We start from the raw sequence: 18322 nt of genomic DNA, 5'->3' as shown, positions 1-18322 counted from the left end.
CCGACCCGCCCACCATCCTCATGGCCCGGGGAGTCCACCTCCACCTGCTGGACCTCCTCGGCCTAGAAGTGATGCAACCGCGCCGGTTGCAGACCTGAATCAGCGACCCGCGAAGTACGGGGCTAGGGCAGCAGGGCCGCCGTCGCGGGGTGTGCCGGGGTGGTGAGGACCTCTCGCGTGGGGCCGGACTCCACAGCCCGGCCGGTGGCCAGGACGGTGACGGTGTCGGTGCGGTCGGCGACCAGTGGCAGGTTGTGGCTGATCAGGATGAGGGCGAGTCCGCGTTGCTCCCGGAGCCCGGTGAGCAGGTCCATGACCGATGTGGCGGTGGCGTCGTCCAGGGCTGAGGTCACTTCGTCGCAGACCAGCACGTCCGGGTCGGCGGCCAGGGCGCGGGCGATGGAGACGCGTTGCCGCTGTCCGCCGGAGAGCTGGTGGGGGTAGCGCCGGGCGAAGTCCTCCGGGAGGCCGACCTGGGCGAGGAGTTCCGCGACGCGCGTGGGCATGTCGGCGGGCGCGGCTCGGCGGTGCAGGCGCAGGGGCCTGCCGAGCGTGGCGCCGATGGTGCGGCTGGGGTTGAGGGCGCCCAGCGGGTCCTGGGGGATGAGTTGGAGGCGTCGCCGTTGCTCGCGGGGGCGGCCGCGCAGCCCGGAGGGCAGCGGCAGGCCGCCGAGGGTGACGGTTCCCGCGGCGATGGGGTGCAGGCCGACGATGGTTCTCACCAGCGTGGTCTTGCCGGCGCCGGACGCGCCGACCACGCCCACCGCCTCGCCGGGGGCAACCGTGAGATCGATGTCGTGCAGGACGGGTACGGCACGTGCGCCGCGGCCGAAGGCGGCGCCCAGGCCGCGGACGGCCAGCAGCGGGGGGTCGCTTCGCGGTTCCCGGCGCGCCGGCCGGCGGGGGCGAGGGCGGGGCGGCGCCGCGGCGGGCTCGGGGGGACCCAGCGCCACCGTCTCGTCGGCGATGCGCGCCACCAGCTCCGCGTCGTGACAGGAGAGGGCGACGGCCACGCCGCGCTCGCGCGCGACGTGGCGCAGTAGGTCGCCCATCTCCGCCCGGAGCGCCGGGTCGAGTCCCGCCATCGGCTCGTCCAGCAGCAGCACGTCCGGCCGCCGGCCCAGGGCACGGGCGAGGGCGACCCGCCGCTGCTGCCCGCCGGACAGCGCCGTGGGACGGCGACGCTGGAGCCGTTCCGGCTCCGGCAGCCGCACCTCGGTCAGCAGCGCCGCCATGGCACGTGGTGACCGGTCGGCGGCGACCTCCCGCAGCAGGGAGCCGACCCGTATGCGGGGGTTGAGCGCGGAGGCCGGGTCCTGCCCGACGTACGCGAGGTGGTGGCGGCGCAGCAGGCGCAGGTCCCGCTCGCCCAGGGCGAAGACGTCCCGGCCCAGGACACGGGCGTGCCCGGCGTCGAGGGTGGTGCCGGGGGGCAGTACGCCGAGTACGGCGCGCAGCAGGGTGGTCTTTCCCGAGCCGGACGGGCCGGTGAGTGCGGTGACCTGCCCGGGGAGGAGGGGCAGGTGGGCGTCCTCGACCAGAGGCGTTCGGTCGGCGGCCCGGATCGTGAGGCCGGTGAGTTCCACCACGGGGTCGCTCATCGGAGGGATACCGCCTTCCGGCCGGTGCGTGGGACGAGGGTGGCGGCCAGCAGGTTGACGCTGACGGCCAACAGGGCGATGGCCGCGCCGGGGGCGATCGCCGCCCAGGGGTTGAGGAGGATGCCCGGGGTGTTCTCACGAACCATGAGCGCCCAGTCGGCGGCGGGGGGCTGGGGCCCGACCTGGAGGAACCCGGCGGTGGAGACGACGTAGACGGCGGCGACGAAGCGCAGCCCGAACAGGGCGAGCAGCGTGGCCCGGAGGTTGGACAGCACCTCGACCAGCACCAGGTGCCACAGGCGTTCGCCGCCGGCGGCGGCCGCGTCGACGTGACCGGAGGAGACCACCGGTGCCGCCGCGGCGGCCACGAACCGGACGGCGTAGGGCGTGCCCAGGACGACGGCGGCCAGCATCACCGCCCACCTGCCGCCGTCCGGCCAGGCCAGCGCGATCAGCAGGACGCCGAGCACGGCGGGCAGCAGCATCAGCATGTCGGCGGCGCGTTCGATCACCCGGCCGACGGCCGGGCGCAGCGCGCTGACCGTCCCCAGCACGGCGGCGAGGGCGGTGACGAGGAACGCCGCGAGCAGGGAGGTGAGGATCAGGTCCCGCCCGCCGGCGAGCAGCCGGCTGAGCACGTCGCGCCCGAGCTGGTCGCCGCCCAGCGGCGCGCCGTGGCCGGGCGTCGCGTAGGGCGCGGTCACCGGGACGTCCAGCGGCTCGGGGGCGAGCCACGGGCCGGCGAGGGCGAGGGCGGGCGCGGGCACGGCGAGGGAGAGCGCGGGCAGCGCGCGCCGCGGCAGCCGCGCGGCGGCTCCCCGGCGTTTCACGGGGCGTTTCATGGGCGGTCTCCGGCGAGGGCGTCGCGGACGACGTCGGCGAGCAGGAGCACGCCGGTGATCACGGCGCCCGTCAGGGCGACGACGCCGGCCACGACCGGGATGTCCCGCGCCTGCACGGCGGCGGCCAGGACCGACCCGACCCCCGGGTAGTTGAAGACGGTCTCCACCACCACGGCACCGCCCAGCAGCATGCCGGTCGAGGTGGCCAGCCCGGCGGCGATCGCGGGCAGCGCGCCGGGCAGCACGTGGTGGCTCAGGACACGGCGCGGCGGGAGCCCGTCGAGCACCGCCGCCTCGACGTGCGGGGCGCGGGCCTCGTCGGCCAGGGCGGCCCGCACCAGGCGGGTGTTCCAGCCGATCTGGGGGATCGTCAGGGCCAGGACCGGCAGGACCATCATCCGCCAGGAGGCCGGGTGCCCGTCGGCGTCGGTGAGGGTGACGGCGGGCAGCCAGCCGGCCCACAGCGACAGCACGAGCACCAGGGCGGTCGCGACCACGAACTCCGGCAGCGCCAGCACCGCGGTGGCCGACCCGGTCACGGCCCGGTCGACCGCGCCCTCGGGACGCAGCGCCGCCCAGCAGCCGAGAGCAAGGGAGGCGGTGGCCGTGAGCAGCAGCGCGAGCCCGCCCAACAGCAGCGTGTTGGGAAACGGCCTGGCCAGCAGCTCCGCGACGGGCTCGCCCCGCGCCGACGTACCCAGGTCCCCGGTGGGTACGCCGAGCATCCAGTCCGCGAACCGCTCCGGCAACGGGCGGTCAAGGCCCAGGAGTTCGCGGCGGGCCTGGACGTCCGCCGCGCTTTCCCCCCGCTCGGCGGTGGCCGTGGCGGCGTCGCCCGGCAGGAGTTCGACGGCGAGAAAGACCAGCGCGAGCAGGCAGACCAGCAGCGCGGCCCGCTCCAGCAGCCGCCCGGCCAGCCCGCCTCCCAGCCTGCGGAGGCGGGCGGGGCTCAGCGGTCCAGCCATGCGCGTTCGAGCTGCACCCGCCCGTACCCCGGCAGGCGCGGCAGGTCGCCCACCTCGGGCCGGGCCAGGTCGATGCCGTCGGCCATCCCCCACAGCAGGTAGCCGGACCGTTCGTGCTGGATCTCCTGCAACCGGTGCAGCAGCCGCGCCCGTTCGCCCGCGTCGGCGGTGGCCATGGCGTCCTCGTACGCCGCGTCGAACTCCGCGTCGTCCCAGGCGGTCTCGTTCTGCCCGCTCTCCGACACCATGGTCTTGCTGGCGAAGAAGACGACCGAGTCGTTGGTGCCCCAGTACGTGGTGTAGAGGTCGCCCTTGAGCCAGGTCTCCTCCCAGAAGGTCGCCGACTCCTGCTTGACCACCTCGACGTCCACGCCCGCCTCCCGCACCTGGGTGGCGAACAGGGAGGCCGACTCGGCCAGGCCCGCGATGTCCTCGGTGGTGTACAGCTCGTAGGTGCGGCCGAGGTCGAATCCGGCCTCGTCCAGCAGCCGCCGGGCCGCGTCCAGGTCGCGGGTGCGCTGCGGGATGTCGCCGGCGTAGGCCGGGTCGCCGGTGCCGAGGATGTCGTTGCCGACCGTGCCGTAGCCGGACAGGACCTGCTCGACCATGGCCTCGCGGTCGACGGCCAACCGCAGCGCCCGGCGTACCCGCTCGTCGGCGAACGGGCCGTCCGCGGTGCGCATCACGATCGGCATCGCCATGTCGTCGGGGCGGCGCACGATCCGCACGTCGCCCCGGCCCTCCGCGGTGCGGGCGGCGACCGCGCCCACGTTGGACGCCAGGTCGAGCTGGCCGGCCAGCATGGCGTTGCCCATCGCCTGCGGGCTTTCGAAGATCTTGACCTCGATGGCGTCCAGGTGCACCTCGCCGCCGTACCAGTCGTCGTTGCGGACCAGGCGGGCGTTGCCGTCACGGAACCACTCCAGCGCGAACGGGCCGGTCCCGGGCGCGCCGGCGATGTCCGCCTCGGCGGTGTCGCGCTTGAGCACGAAGGTGGTCAGCCGGGTGAGCAGGGGGAGTTCGGCGTTGGGGTAGTCGGAGACGAGGACGACGGTCCGGTTACCGTCGGCGGTGATGTTCGATGCCTGGATGCCGGGCAGCCGGGACCCCCCGGCGGGCGTGCCGCGCAGCCGCCGCAAGGACCAGACGACGTCGGCCGCGGTGACGGGGCTGCCGTCGTGGAAGACGGCGTTCTCGGCGAGGGTGAACCGCCAGGTCCGCAGGTCGTCCGAGGGTTCCCAGGCGGTGGCGAGACGCGGCACGGTGGTCTCGGCGTCGCCGGGGACGGTGAGGGTGTCGTAGGCCAGGGAGAGGATGAGGTAGTCGCTCTCGTTGGCCTGCGTGCCGTGCGGGTCACGGGTGATGGCCGCGGCGCGGCCGAGCGCGCCGACGCGCAGCGTGCCGCCGCGGCGGGGCCGGCCGGTCGGGCCGCCTGACGGCTGACCGGAGGAGGTGGCGTCGCCCCCGCACGCCGCGAGCAGTGCGGCCGCTCCCATGCCGCCGCCCGCCCCCAGCAGTTGTCGTCTGGTCCAGGTCACGTCGTCTTGCTCCATGTCCGAAAGTCGTCCCACGCGGATGGCTGTGCTTAGGTGTGCCTATCCTAAGAACGCGGGATGCGCAAAGTGCCCCCTGGTCAAAAAGTAGGAATTGCCTAACTTGGTCTGTCTCGCTAGGGTCCTCGGCGACCGCTCCGTCCAAGCCAGCACAGGCCAGCACAAGCTCGCGATGCCGATACCAACGCCGACGCCAACTCCAACGCCGACACGCACGCTGCTCCGCGACAGCCGGGCCCTGGCAACCCTGGCCGTGCCGCTCGCCCTCACCCAGCTCGCCCAGGTCGCCCTGACCACAACCGACACGGTGATGATGGGCCTGATGGGCACCGAGGCCCTGGCGGCGGGCGGCCTCGCTCTCGTCATCTTCAACCAACTGCGCACCATGGGCGTGGGCATGGTCACCGCCGTCGGCAACCAGGTGGCCGCCGCGGCCGCCCGCGCCGAGTCCGCCGACTCCGGCACCTCGCGTGTGCGGGCCGACGAGGAGGTGCGCGGCCTGGTCCGCGCCGCGCTCGCCCTCGCCACCCTGGCGGGTCTCGCCGGTGCCGTCCTCATGGTGCTGATCGGCCACGCTGTCGCCTGGCTCGGCCAGGACCCCGAGGTCGTCGACGCGGCCCTCCCCGTCGTCTACGCCATGGCGCCCGGGCTCGTCCCCTGCCTGTGGTTCCAGGCCATCCGGCAGTTCACCGTCGGCATGCGCCGCCCCCAGGCCCTGCTGCGCATCACCCTCGCCTCCATCGCCGTCAACGCCGCCCTCAACGCGGCGCTCATCCGCGGCACCTGGATCCTGCCCGAACTCGGCCTGCCGGGCATCGGCGTCGCCACCTCCCTGGTGTACCTGCTGTCCTGCCTGGCCCTGTACGCCTCCGCGCGCCGCGACCCTGAACTCGCTCCGCTGCTCGACATCCGAGTCTGGACCACGCGCCGGACCACGCTGCGCAAGCTCACTCGTCTCGGCACCCCCATAGCCGCCACCTACGGCTCGGAGGCCGGGTTCTTCTTCGTCGTAGCGCTCCTGGCCGGCACCCTAGGCAGCGCGGCCCTCGCCGCACACACGGCCGTCAACCAACTCGTCTACATTGTCTTCCAGGTGGCCGTCGGCCTGTCCCACGCCGCGTCCATCAACGTCAGCCGCGAACTCGCCCTCGACCGCGTCGCCGCCGCCCGCCGCCTGAAGAACACCGCGCTGGCCTGCGCCACGGCCGTCATGACCGCCGTCGCCGCCGTCTACGCCCTCGCACCCGCGCTGGTGTTGCGGCCCTTCCTCTCCCCCTCCGAGCACGAGGCGACCGCCATCGCCACCGACCTGCTACTGGTCGCCGCCATCCTCCAGTTCTTCGACTGCGCCCAGAACATCGGCGTCGGCCTGCTCCGCGGCCTGAACGACACCAAGGGCGGCTTCTACGTCACCCTGGTCGGCTACTGGCTGATCGGCCTGCCCGCCGCCTGGCTCCTCGCCCACGCCGCGGGCCTGGACACCACCGGCGTCTGGCTCGGCCTCCTCACCGGCCTCGCCGCCACCGCCCTGCTGCTCCTCCGCCGCTACCACCGCGGCCTCACCGCACACACGAGCAACCCCCCCGCAACACCCACACTGACACAGGGATAGGGATAGCGGAGCGTACAACGGACCGTGGAGGGCCACCGACCGGCACCCGCGCTACCGGGGCCGGGCCATCCGTTGACGATCCCGCTGTGCCCCCGGACGCTGCCGTGGCACTTCCCCCACCATGCAACACAGTTGCTCATCAGGAGCGTTGTCCGCAGGGTCTTGTGGGCGCTTGTCCTCTGCCACACGACCACGTCCCTCACTCGTCTTGGGTGCGCTGCCCGGAGAGCCGGTCTGGTCATCTGTAGTCGATGCCGCAGACCGCGCTGCTGCCGTCGCCGGTGGCCGTGGCGTCGCCGGTCGTGTCCGCCTTCGCTGATCCGCTGCCCCTGCCCTCAGGGCGTCGCATGCCCGTGATGGCCGTACCTCCGTCGCTCGCGCGGGACTGTCCAGTCCTCACGACGGTGTCGTCTGCGCTGTTGCCCGAGGGTTGGAACAACGCCCACACCAGGGCGGCGATACCGACAGCGGCCTGGACGGAAGCCCCGGCCAACTGTCCCGTATCGGGGCTATCCAGCAGCCAGATCAACGGCGTGGAGACAACCCCTGCCGCCGCCAGCACAATAACCGTGATCTTCCACCCCAGCGACATGCCGCCTCCCTCGCCCGGCACGCCCGCCGGAGAGCGGGCGGTCCGCCGTCTCGCATCCTCTCGTGACGGGTTCGTCGCAGTAAACACGTCGTCCGTCAGCACCGTCGCGTGCCAATTACTGATCTTTTCGCTGGTTCCGTGGGGCTGGTGGGTGGATGGTCAACCCGGTATGGGCGAGGAAGGACCATGGCGGCTGGCCGCACCGGCTCCCGTCGGCTGGACATCGACCACATGGTGCCGCTGGCCGAGGCCTCCCGCATCCCTTCCCTTGTCGAAGCGCTTCGATTCTCAAAAACAGCCGTCGAATCGCTCATCGAACGCTGCAGCAGGGGTTGCGCGACCCGCCCATGAGTCCTAATCTCAGCGCAATCGAAGCGCTTCGATCATTTGTCTGACGTATGACCCCGGCGCGACGATGAGCCGCTTCCCCCACACCACCCGCGCCATCGCACGTTCCCGTGCGCTGACCCAGCGATCACCGCACCAGCCCACGCTCGTGCCCACGTCACCTCCGTCGACAGGCACGAGCCGCTTCACCCCCCCTCGAGGAACCTCAAGCAAGAGGAATGACTCGTGAAGCCTCGTGAGCACAGACTTCTGATCGCCCTCGTGGCGATCCTCCTCAGCCTGGTGGCCCTTCGGCGACCGCCTTCGGCTCGACCGCCGGCACCGAAGCACACCAGGAGCCGCGCCAGCCCTCCACGACGGAGGAGGTGGTCGCGGCGATGCAGCCGGGCCGGAGCGTGGGCAACACCCTGGACGCCATCCCCGACGAGACCTCCTGGGGCAACGCCCGCATCTCTCCCGAACCTCTCGCCGCCGTCCACGACCAGGGCTTCAACAGCATCCGGCTCCCCGTGACCTGGAAGGACCACCAGGGCGGCGCCCCCGGCTACACCATCGACCCCGCCTACCTCGACCGCGTCGAGCAGGTCGTGAACATGGCGCTGGACGAGGGCCTGTACGCCCTGCTCAACGTCCACCACGACTCCTGGCAAATGTCATCAGCTACGACACCCCCCGCGCTGGGGAACGCCACCGGCACCACCAGCGGCCTCACCATCCCCACCGCCTTCGACGGCGACCGGCTGGCCACCATGAAGGCCGTCTACGCCGACGGCACCAACGCGGGCCCTCACAACTGGACCTCCTACAAGGAATACGGCCGCACCTTCACCCCCAACTACGCCGCCGGTCAGATCACCCTGAAACAGGACTTCTTCGCCGAAGTCAACGACATCTCCACCGTGACGCTCACCTACACCCTGACCCGTACCGGCACCACAGCCTGACCGGCAACCGAACCGATCAGAGATGAAGCCGAGTTTCTCGAGAAAGGTGTTTCATGCGACGCAGATCACTCCTCACCGCAGCACTGACCGCACCGCTGGCCGCGGGCGCCGTCGGCGCCCTCGCGTCCCCCGCACAGGCCGCCACCTGGTCCTCCTCCGACAAGTGGGGGGAGTGGAGGGACGGCGCGTACACGGTGCACAACCACGTCTGGGGCAGCGGCACCGGCCCCCAGAGCATCTGGGCGAACTCCTACTCGAACTGGGGCGTCTGGGCCGATCACCCGAACACGGGAGGCGTCAAGTCCTACCCACATGCCAGGTACATGCTGGGGCGCGACGTCTGGAGCATGGGGAACGTCTCCAGCAACCACAACGTCACCGTGCCCTCGGGCTCGGGCCTCGCCTACTGCACCACCTACGACGTGTGGGGCAACGGCCACGACTACGAGATCATGATCTGGACGCAGTGGCACGGCTCGGTCGGCCCGATCGGCTCGTACGTCACCGACGTCAACCTCGGCTACCGCGACTGGGCTTACTACCAGGGAAGCAACGGGTCAAACGCCGTTCACAGCTTCCTGGCGCGCAACCACACCACCGACTCGTGGGTGGACATCACCGCGCACTGCCAGTGGCTGGTGAGCCAGGGCCGAATGCCGCAGGTCAGCATCGACGAGATCGCGTTCGGCTTCGAGATCACCTCGTCGGCCGGAGGGCACAACTTCAACTGCAACAGCTACGGGGTGTGGACGTAGCGGCCGATCCGACCGCCGGGCCCGAGAGCGGGCCCGGCGGTCCGCCGTCTCAGCCCTGGAGGCGGAACCGCCCACGCATACCCCGGGCTTCTGGCCAGGGGGTTCGTAAACACGGCCCAGTGCTCCAGTCCGGCTTCGCGATCTCGCGTCGGACCCGGCGGGAACGGGCTCGGCCACCGCGTGATCACCGGGGGTTGTGGACTCCTGAAGATCGTGCGGTGGTCGCGAGCCACAGTCAGTCGAGTTCGACCACTTCGGCATCGTAGGCGCCGAGAGTGAGCCCGCCGTCGTGGCGCGTCTCGCGGAGAACACCGGTCGCCTTGCCCGGCAGAACGATCGATTTGGGTTCGGCGTCAAGATTGAGGTAGAGCACATGGCGGCCGTCGACGGCGCGGGCCATCACCCCCGGCGGGACCGGCGGGCCCGAAGCGATGCCCAGGCGGGTGATCTCGGATTCGAGCAGCGGGTCGAGGACCTCGCGCCGCGCCGGGAGCGCGATGTAGACCGCGCGTCCGGCCCCGTACCGGTTGGCGGTGATGAGCGGGCGGTCCCCGTCGAGTACGGCGGCGCGGGCGAGGACGTCGGCCGTGACCGGCTCGACCACGTCGAACCGCGGGGTCACGGCGGCGATGGCGCGGCCGTCGAACTCGAGGTCGAGCACCTCGTGTCCGGTGCGGCCGTGCGCGAGTTCGTTCAGCATCGCGGTCTCCTCGTAGGAGCCGACGCGGATGCCGAAGACGTCGTCGAGCCGGCCCGGCCGGGTGGTGGCGAACGCCTGCCCGTCGGCGTCGAGCGTCGCTGAGTTGGAGGTCATGATCGCGGTCCCGCCGCCTTCGACGAACGCGCGGACGCGCAAGGCGGCCACCTCGTCGAGGACCAGCACGCCGGGGATGAGGAGCAGCTTGTAGTCGAGCTCGCTGCGGGCGAGGTCCACCAGGCGGACGTCGAGGTTGCGATCAATGACGGCTTCGAACGCGGTCTGCGCCTGGGCGTCGTGGCGCTCCGGGAGGACCACGCTCGCGATCTGGCTCGGGAAGTCGAGCGCCACCGCGATCTCGGGTCGGGGCCGGTAGGGGAAGCCGCGGCCTTCGAGCTTGGCGAACTCGGCGGCGATCCGCCGGTACTCGTCGAGTTTGCGGTTGGGGCGGCCGTCCCAGTCGACCATGCCCTGGAGGAACTGCTCCTCGCCGGCGTGCATGGTCTGCCAGGTCCACCCGCACACGAGCTGGTTGCCGAGTATGAGGGACGCGTAGGCGGACTTGCGGATCGAGCCGGGAACCGCGGTCATCGTGGTGAACTCGGTGCACCAGAACGGGGTGGTGTTCTCGTACTGGATGCGGGCCATGCCGAACAGGGCGGCGCGCAGGCCGCCGTTGTCGATGATCGAGCCGCCCGGGTAGAAGCCGTTCCCGGCGCGGGTGATCCGTCCGGTGTAGGCGATCGGTGCGTAGTCGAAGTGCTTGCTGTCGGCGTAGTACCACATGTTCGTGGTGGTGAGGGCGTCCGGGGCGTTGGCGCCGACGACGTCGAGGAGTTCCTCGAGGTAGGTCTCGACCTCGTGCGAGACGAAGTGGCGGAAGTCGAGGACGCGTTCGGGGGCGCCCGGGTAGGTCCCGGACTTCGGGAGGCCGACCTCGGCGAAGTCGCCGATTTGGCGGGACCACCGGTGGCCGGCCCAGGCCGCGTTGAGCGCCTCGGTGGTGCCGTACTTCGCCTCCAGCCAGGCGATGAAGCGGGACCTGACGTCCTCGGAGTAGGAGATCGGGCCGTCGCCGGGCTCGTTGTCGATGCCGAACGCCGCCAGCGCGGGGTGGGCGGCGTAGCGCTTGGTCAGCGCGTCGGCGAAGCGCATCGCGTGCGACCGGAACGCGGGGTCGCCGACGTCCTCCATGTAGCGGTGGTTGGCATGGAGCCGGTTGCCGTTCGCGTCGGTGATGTCGATGGACGGGTGCTTGCGGTGGAGCCACAGCGGTGCGGGCCGGACGGCGATGTCGAGGATGACGCCGATCCCGTTGTCCTGCATGAGGTCCATGACCTCGTCGAACCAGTCGAAGCGGAACTCGCCGTCACTCGGTTCGAAGGTGTCCCAGGCGAGGTGGCCCAGGCGCACCATGCGGATGCCGGCCTCGCGCATCATCGCGGCGTCGCGCCGCCAGGTGGCGGGGTCGGAGTCGTGCGGGTGGTAGTTGGCGCCGACGATGAGGTCGGGCAGGTCCTGGCCTGCGGCGAAGCGGTTCATGGAGTTCCTCTGGTTCGGGTCGGTGGCGGGTGGGCCGGCGCGGTCTCGCAGCGCACGAGGCGGTGAACGGAGTCGAGCCGGGCGAGTGCGCTCCGATCCAGTTCTTTGGAGGTCACCGAGGTGCCTGGAGGCGAGTCCAGGCACCTCGGGTCGGGTGCTCGGGAATCGGAGCTAGGTGAGCGTCCACTGCTGGTTTGATGTGCCGCTGCAGGTCCAGAGGATGATTTGGGTGCCGTTGCCGGTGGCGGCGCCCATCGCGTCCAGGCAGAGGCCGTTGTGGGCGTTGGTGATGGTGCCGTTCGCGTTCACGTTCCAGCGCTGATTGGCGCCGCCGGAGCAGTCCCAGACGACCACTCGGGTGCCATTGGCCGAACCCCAGCCCTCGGCGTCGAGGCACTTGCCGTCGACCGTCAGCTCTCCTGCCGAGGTGCGGGTGAACATCTGGTTGGAACCGCCGTTGCAGTCCCACAGGTGCGCCTGCGTCCCGTTCGTGGTCGAGGAGTTCGGGATGTCCACGCAGCGGTTCGACGCCGTGCCCACGATCGCGGTGGAACCGCCGGTGGACGCGGTCAGGCCGAAGAAGCGGAGTGTCTCGGCGGGCTGGTGCGGCAGGCCGTGGTTGACGCCCTCCATGCTGATCGCCTCGACCGGGGCCTGGCCGCCGGTGCCGCCGTAGCGGGTGCGGGTCCAGTTCGACTGCGGATGGTCGGTGAACTCCGGCGTCTGGTCGGTGGCGTTGACGTTGGTCCACTGGTCGATCTGCTCTTGGAAGTTCGGGTAGTAGAGCGCCTCGTCCTCGGTGCCGTGCCAGATCTGCATGCGCGGCCAGGGCCCGGTGTGGCCGGGGTTGGCGTTCCGGACCGCGTCGCCCCACTGCTGTGGCGTGCGGTCGATGGTCCCGGTCGCGCAGTCGCTGTTCCACTCCGAGCCGTTGGTGGTGGCGAAGCAGGTGAACGGGACGCCGGCGTAGGCCGACCCGGCCTTGAACACCTCGGGGTAGACCCCGAGCAGGACGTTGGTCATCATCGCACCCGAGGACACGCCGGTGGCGTAGATCCGGTTCGGGTCGGCCCCATAGTTGGCGAGGGTGTAGTCGACCATCGACTTGATGCTGACCGAGTCGCCGCCGGTGCCGCTGAGCGAGGCCTGGGAGGCGACGTCGAAGCATTTGCTGCTGCGGGTGACCGAGGGGTAGATGACGATGTAGCCGTACTGGTTGGCGAGTTCGTCGAACTGCGTGCCGTTGTGGAAGTCGGTCGCGGGCCCGGTGCACCAGTGGTTGCCCACCACGATCGCCGGGTCCGCGGGGACGTTGTCCGGCACGTACAGGTACATCTCGAGGTTGCCGGGATTGTTCCCGAAGTTCGTGATCTGCTGGAGCTGGGCGGCGTGCGCCGCCTTGGGGGTCACGAAGACCATCAGCGCGGAGGCCAGCACGAGCGCGATCGCGAAGACCGCTGTCGCGCCGCGGCGCAATCGGATGACCGTGGACATGGGCTCGTTCCTTCGTTGTCAGGGGGACCGTGGGACAGGCGGGGTCCAAGGCTCCTGGAGACGTGTCCGGGCATGGTGCGCCGCCGCCGGAGGCAGGACTGGGGGAGGCACGCTTCAGCTCTTCATGGCGCCGATGAGCATGCCCTTCGTGAAGTGCCGCTGGACGAACGGTGGAGGATGGCCTGGAACCAGGCGCGGACCTTGCTGTGGAGGAAGCTGTTGATCAGCACGGCGAGGGCGATGGGGATGCGGAAGATGAGCTGGAGGGTGAAGAAGACCGGGTGCTCCGGACGGCGTTCCAGAACTCCGGGTCGTCCATCATCCGCTCGAAGGTCTCCAGCCCCGTCAGGCACTCTGCGACATGGAGTCGAAGAAGTTCGTGCCGAGGTAGGGCTCGTAGAACTGACGGCGGCCGGACCGGGGCAGCCGTCCCTGCTCACGATGATGCGGCGGGCCACCACCGCTCTCCCGCGATACGGAGGGCCGCGAAACCGTGCTCTGCGACACGGAACTCTCCTTGCTCTCCGCAGTATCCCGGGCCGGGCGGGAGGCCCCCGCCCGGCCCGGAGCACCGCCTGTGTGGTGTCGTGGAGTACGCGTCGAGGTCAGGCGGCCCCGTCTCCCTCGTCCAGGAGGCCCTGGTAGAAGTCGCGCAGCTCGTCGCCGCCGTTGCGACGCCACTCGTCCACGGCGTTGCGCAGGTCGCGGATGGACTGGCGGCCGCGCACGACGTCGTCCTCCAGGTCCTCGAAGGCGTCGCTGAGGTTGGCCAGGCGCGCGGGTTCCTGGATCTGCCGGCCGATGAAGAGCGGGTCCTGGGTGAAGCGGAAGTTCCGGTGCTGCCAACTGGTGAAGTCTTCGACGACCTGCGGCAGGTCGGGGTAGGCGACGAAGCTCTGCGGCGAGGCGATGAAGGTGTAGGTCTCCGGGACGACCTCGATGTTGCCCTGCTCGGTGCGGACCGGCAGCCCGTCCTCCAGGGTGTAGTGGGTGCCCTCGATGCCGTAGGTCTTCAGTCGCTGCTCCACCGTGCCGTACGGCGCGGCGGTGAAGTTGGCCAGCTCCAGCACCTCACGGATGCGGTCCTCGGGGAGGTTCTTGCTGACGAACGTCCAGATGCTGGAGCCGTTGCCCCGCCACAGCACGGGGTCGCCGCCGTCGGGGGCGAAGTAGTCCATGGCGTTCATGCGGAACTCGGGGTTGGCGGTCCGCTGTTCGGCCGCCACGCCATACCAGCTCCCCTCACCCGTGATGTACATGAGGCACTCGCCGGCGGCGAAGCGGCCGGTCTGGTCACCGGCGGCGGCGACCGCGTCGGGGTGAACCACCCCGGCCTCGAAGAGGGTGCGGGTCCACTCCAGGGCCTCGAGGTACTCCTCGGTCTCCACGCGGTTGATCAGCCGCCCGTTCTCCCGCCTCCAGTAGAGGGGCTTGTCGGGCAGCACCCCGTACATCCGCGCCCCGAACCACTTGGGATCGTCGATCGCCCAGACCCGGTTGCGGGCGCTCGTGATCTCCACGCAGAGGTCGAAGAACTCCCGGGCGCTTCTGGGCTGCGTCCAGCCGTTGGCGTCGAAGATGTCCTGCCGGTAGTAGAGAAGAACGCCGCTGTTGGGGTTCGCGGGCATGGGCAGGCCGCGCAGCGCGCCGCCGAAGACCGCCGGCTGCCAGGCCTCGGTGGGAATGGCGGCGAGGTTCGGGTAGTCCAGCACCGCGTCGCCGGAGAGGAACGGGCCGAGGTCGGCGAAACGGCTGGAGATGGCCTGGGGTATCTGGCCCTGGAACTCCCAACCGGGGATGCACACCACGTCGGGGATGTCGCTGGACGCGAGGGTGGCGGCGAGCTTCTCGCCGTAGGTGTTGCCGTCCTGGACCTGCCACTTCATGCGCACGCCGATGGCCTCGTCCATCGCCCGCCAGAAGGGGTTGCCCGACTCCGGCGGCGTGCCCCACAGCGGGGTCATGGCGGTGATCTGGTTGCCGCTGCCCCGCGGCTCGGGCACGGAGACGCCCAACTCCTCCTGCGGTATCCACCGGGTGTAGCCGGCGCTGGAGCCGTTCTCGCTGGCGATGTCGGGCTCGACGGCGGCGTCCGAGGCTCGGTAGGTCGGCAGGATGGACCGCAGCGCGTCCTCGGAGACCCGCCCCTCCTGGCCGCCGCTTCCCTCACCCCCGCACGCGGACAGCAGCGGCAGACCGCCGACCGCGGCGGTGGCGACCGCGGTGGAGGCGAGGAAGCTTCTCCGGCTCGGCCCGGAGCGTGAGTTCGGCATGACGACGGCACTCCTTCGCGATATTGCGCTTCACCAGTGATACGTAAGACGAATGGTCGAAGCGCTTCGATGCACGGGGAGATTAGGACCCCTCGGCGGGTTGCACAAGGTCTGCGGCACGAGTTCGATGCGGGAATCAGAGACGTGACCAAGGGGGAGCTTTGGGCATCTCAGTCGTTGTCGCGCGAACCCTTGACAGGATCAGGGCTATGGCTGAGCATCGAAGCGCTTCGAATCCACACCTCCTGCGTAACGCTGAAGACGGAGCCCAGTTCCTCCTGCCCTGTCGTCCTCCGCCGGCATCTGGTGCATCACCTGCCTACGGTCCGAGTCGGCCGTTCCCTGCGGATACCTGACGACGCTGTCCTCCACTACCTCCGTGGACAGCTCCACAACGTCAGCTGGGCACCCCGTCACGGGCCGCCCTCCAGTGCTCCCCTGAAACTCTGACGAGCACTCACAGTCATGTGCCAACTGCGTTGCTCAAGCTGTGCTGAGGGGTCGCTGACATCGCGAAAGCGCAGCTCAGCAGGTTGTGTCAACAACCCACCACATCGGTACGCCCAGGCGCGGGGCCGGCCGGGACTCGGTCGGCGCCCTTGTTTGTCGTGCCGGCGTCGGCCCGCCGCCTGGTGTGCGGCGGGCCGACGCGTGCTGTCGCTCTTGATCCCTTCACTCCCGATCCTGGCGCTACCGCGTTTCTATGCCGGAGAGGCGCCCTGGATCGAGAGCTGGTAGGGGAACGGGTCCCCGACCCCGACCTGCCACATCGGGTAGTTGCGGTGCTGCGAGGGAGTGGCCGTGACGACGAGCATCATGTGCGTCTCGCCGCTCTGGAGACTGAAGTTCGCCGTCTGGCCGGGCGCGAAGGTGTTGCTGTACCGGACGGAGAAGTTGGACGACACCGCCGCCAGCCGGAATCGCCAGTCGGCGCCGGAGAGGTTCGACTGTCCTTGCAACTGGACGGACACCTGGCCGCCGGTCGGGTTCAACCGGATGACGTTGTGGCCGTATTGGTGTGGGGCGTCGCTGTCGGCGATCCGGTACTGACCGCCGCCGAGGTTCTGCAGGAAATCGGTGTGCAGGGGCCGGTAGCTCCCGCCGCCGCGCCAGAGGTCGCTGCGGATCGCGGCGCCGTCGGTGAAGTCGTAGACGACCTGCCGGGACGTGTATTCGGCCATGAGCTGGGCGAACTCCTGGTGGTCGAGACCGAGGACGCGCTTGATGGTGTCGATCGGGTGCTCGCCCTGCCGCGCCTCGAACCAGAACCGGTCGATCACCTCTGCTCCGTAGAGGTCCCGGATGGTGTTGAACAGCATCCAGTCGCCGTAGTAGGTCTCCTGGGAGAGCCACCGGCGGTGCTGGCGGTCGACGTAGTAGCCGGATCCGACAACCACTTCGGGGCGCTTCATGCGGGCCATGTAGTTGGCGTGCGCCTCCCAGACCGGCCCGGCCACCGGGTTGCCGGCGCCCCAGCCACCGCCGTTGCCGCCTGCGATGTTGATGTCGACGGCGTAGTTCTGGAGGACGTGGTTGAACTCGTGCGACTCGACCCAGTCGTCCCAGATCTTGTCGTAGGGCAGGCACATGTGCCCCAGTCCGATGTCGTCGCGGCCGGCCCAGTTCGCCGGGGGCAGGAAACCGCCCGACCATGTCCCGCACAGGTAGAGATTGATCTTGTACTGGGACCCGACCGGGTGATCGGCGGGATCGACGAACCCGACCTGGTTCACGTAGAAGTCGTAGATGTCGTCCATGTGGTCCGCGACCCACTGCGGGTAGTTGTCGATCCCGCGGTTCTGGCGTCCCCACGCGACGGCGTCGACCGCGTCACCCCAGCGGACGGCGAAGTGCTCGGACTCGGCGACGTTCCTGGTCTCGGCGCCCTCGTCGATGATGAACTGCGGGACCCGCGTCAGTTTCTCCGCCTGGACTTCTGTGTCCGGTGCCGCGCTGGCCGGGCCTGCCGAGCCCGCGAGCACAAGTGCCGTTGCGAACGCGGCCACGAGCGCGAGACCGCGCCGCCACGGGGCCCGTCTGCCGGGCATCTGTAATCTCCGGATCATGGAATCACCTTTCCGTTGCGATGTGGGGGGCGGTCCCGAGGGGGTCGGGCCGCCATCGGCTCAAGGTGTTTGGACGACCTTCCGCATGGTGCCGTCCGTGTTGAAGAAGAGCTGGTCGATGGCCACGGAACGGCGGAAGTTCCCGCCGCCGGGGGCGTCGGCGGTGTGGTAGACCATGAACCACTGGTCGCCGAACTGCATGATGGCCGGGTGGTTCGTTGTCGAACTCACCTGGCCCAGCACGACTCCCCGGTGCGTCCAGGGGCCCGCGGGGCTGTTGGCGGTCGCGTACCTGATGCAGGCGTAGGACGAGCTGGTGACGCAGTCGGTGCCGGAGTTGGAGGCATACGCCATGTAGGAGACGCCGTTGCGCTCGAACAGCCAGGGCGCCTCCCAGAAGCCCGTCAGGCCCGCCGGCTCGAAGACCCCGCCGTCCAGTGCGGTCATGGAGTCCCGCAGGCGCACTGCTCTGGGCTCCCAGTACGAGCCCCAGTACAGGTAGATCTCGCCGTCGTCGTCGCTGAACACCGTCGGGTCGATGTTCAGCGCGGAGGAGTTGGGGGTGGCGTCCGAGATCAGCGGGCCGCCGATGGCGTCCCGGTACGGGCCGAGCGGGTGGTCGGCGACCGCGACTCCGATGTTCATCCACCCGTTGTCCGTGCGGCCGTCGACCGAGACGAACCAGTAGAACCGGCCGTCGGGACCCTGCACGACCTCGGAGGCCCAGGCGTTCGCGCCGGCCCACGCGAAGGTGTTGAGCGAGAGGACCGCTCCGTGGTGCTGCCAGGCGGCCGGGTCGTTCGAGGGGGACCGCGAGGAGAAGGCGTGCCATTCGCGCATGACGAACTGCTGCTGGCCGGACGCCGCCTCATCGCGCCCGGTGAAGATGTACGCGGTGCCGTCGACGACGAGTGTGGCGGGGTCGGCGGTGTAGATGTCGGTGACGATGGGGTTCGCCATCAGCCCGGGGCCGTCCGGGGTGTCCGGCGCGGCTCCTGACGGTTCTAACGATTCAACTCTGGCGGTGTCCGCGGTCTG

Annotated in this window: 14 protein-coding genes; 3 read left to right on the top strand and 11 right to left on the bottom strand. The window is 70.3% G+C overall.

Annotated elements, in window-relative coordinates:
- Positions 1–122 precede the first annotated feature (122 nt).
- The 4 genes from RM590_RS30900 to RM590_RS30885 are packed head-to-tail and all read right to left on the bottom strand — an operon-like array spanning position 123 to position 4961.
- Complete coding sequence (locus RM590_RS30900; protein ID WP_311708080.1) at positions 123–1601, bottom strand: ABC transporter ATP-binding protein; 1479 nt, start codon at positions 1599–1601, stop codon at positions 123–125.
- Positions 1598–2443, bottom strand: coding sequence for an ABC transporter permease (locus RM590_RS30895; RefSeq protein WP_311708079.1), 846 nt, complete (start codon positions 2441–2443; stop codon positions 1598–1600). Before RM590_RS30895 ends, RM590_RS30900 begins: the two co-directional genes overlap by 4 nt.
- Positions 2440–3408, bottom strand: a complete 969-nt coding sequence (locus RM590_RS30890; RefSeq protein ID WP_311708078.1) for an ABC transporter permease — start codon at positions 3406–3408, stop codon at positions 2440–2442. The genes RM590_RS30895 and RM590_RS30890 overlap by 4 nt, the downstream gene beginning before the upstream one ends.
- Positions 3393–4961, bottom strand: a complete 1569-nt coding sequence (locus RM590_RS30885; protein ID WP_394814008.1) for an ABC transporter substrate-binding protein — start codon at positions 4959–4961, stop codon at positions 3393–3395. The genes RM590_RS30890 and RM590_RS30885 overlap by 16 nt, the downstream gene beginning before the upstream one ends.
- A gap of 172 nt (positions 4962–5133) precedes the next feature.
- On the opposite strand from RM590_RS30885, the gene RM590_RS30880 reads away from it, so the two are divergent.
- Positions 5134–6573 (top strand): MATE family efflux transporter, encoded by a 1440-nt coding sequence (locus RM590_RS30880; protein ID WP_311708076.1) that lies wholly within the window; start codon positions 5134–5136, stop codon positions 6571–6573.
- Positions 6574–6811: 238 nt separating this feature from the next.
- On the opposite strand, the gene RM590_RS30875 is transcribed toward RM590_RS30880, so the two are convergent.
- Entirely contained in the window at positions 6812–7267 is a 456-nt protein-coding gene (locus RM590_RS30875) for a hypothetical protein (protein WP_311708075.1), read from the bottom strand.
- 623 nt (positions 7268–7890) lie between these two features.
- Here RM590_RS30875 and RM590_RS30870 point away from each other — a divergent pair.
- Both RM590_RS30870 and RM590_RS30865 read left to right on the top strand, forming a co-directional pair.
- Positions 7891–8457, top strand: coding sequence for a cellulase family glycosylhydrolase (locus tag RM590_RS30870; RefSeq protein WP_311708074.1), 567 nt, complete (start codon positions 7891–7893; stop codon positions 8455–8457).
- A gap of 53 nt (positions 8458–8510) precedes the next feature.
- Positions 8511–9212 (top strand): GH12 family glycosyl hydrolase domain-containing protein, encoded by a 702-nt coding sequence (locus RM590_RS30865; protein WP_311708073.1) that lies wholly within the window; start codon positions 8511–8513, stop codon positions 9210–9212.
- Positions 9213–9447: 235 nt separating this feature from the next.
- Here RM590_RS30865 and RM590_RS30860 read toward each other — a convergent pair whose 3' ends face one another.
- From RM590_RS30860 to RM590_RS30835, 6 genes are all read right to left on the bottom strand, one after another.
- Entirely contained in the window at positions 9448–11451 is a 2004-nt protein-coding gene (locus tag RM590_RS30860; RefSeq protein WP_311708072.1) for a beta-galactosidase, read from the bottom strand.
- Positions 11452–11622: 171 nt separating this feature from the next.
- Positions 11623–12945 (bottom strand): extracellular catalytic domain type 1 short-chain-length polyhydroxyalkanoate depolymerase, encoded by a 1323-nt coding sequence (locus RM590_RS30855; protein WP_394814007.1) that lies wholly within the window; start codon positions 12943–12945, stop codon positions 11623–11625.
- Positions 12946–13290: 345 nt separating this feature from the next.
- Entirely contained in the window at positions 13291–13452 is a 162-nt protein-coding gene (locus tag RM590_RS30850) for a hypothetical protein (RefSeq protein ID WP_311708071.1), read from the bottom strand.
- Positions 13453–13550: 98 nt separating this feature from the next.
- Positions 13551–15218: an extracellular solute-binding protein gene (locus RM590_RS30845; protein ID WP_311708070.1), complete on the bottom strand. Its 1668-nt coding sequence runs from the start codon at positions 15216–15218 to the stop codon at positions 13551–13553.
- Between the two features lie 701 nt (positions 15219–15919).
- Positions 15920–17266 (bottom strand): DUF6055 domain-containing protein, encoded by a 1347-nt coding sequence (locus tag RM590_RS30840; protein ID WP_311708068.1) that lies wholly within the window; start codon positions 17264–17266, stop codon positions 15920–15922.
- 78 nt (positions 17267–17344) lie between these two features.
- On the bottom strand, positions 17345–18244 hold the full coding sequence (locus tag RM590_RS30835) for a family 43 glycosylhydrolase (protein ID WP_311708067.1): 900 nt from the start codon (positions 18242–18244) through the stop codon (positions 17345–17347).
- Between the last annotated feature and the right edge of the window lie 78 nt (positions 18245–18322).

The organism is Streptomyces litchfieldiae (assembly GCF_031845365.1).
GTDB lineage: Bacteria > Actinomycetota > Actinomycetes > Streptomycetales > Streptomycetaceae > Streptomyces > Streptomyces litchfieldiae.
The sequence above is the reverse complement of the archived record's forward strand: the minus strand, read 5'-3'. Positions and strand labels throughout refer to the sequence as shown.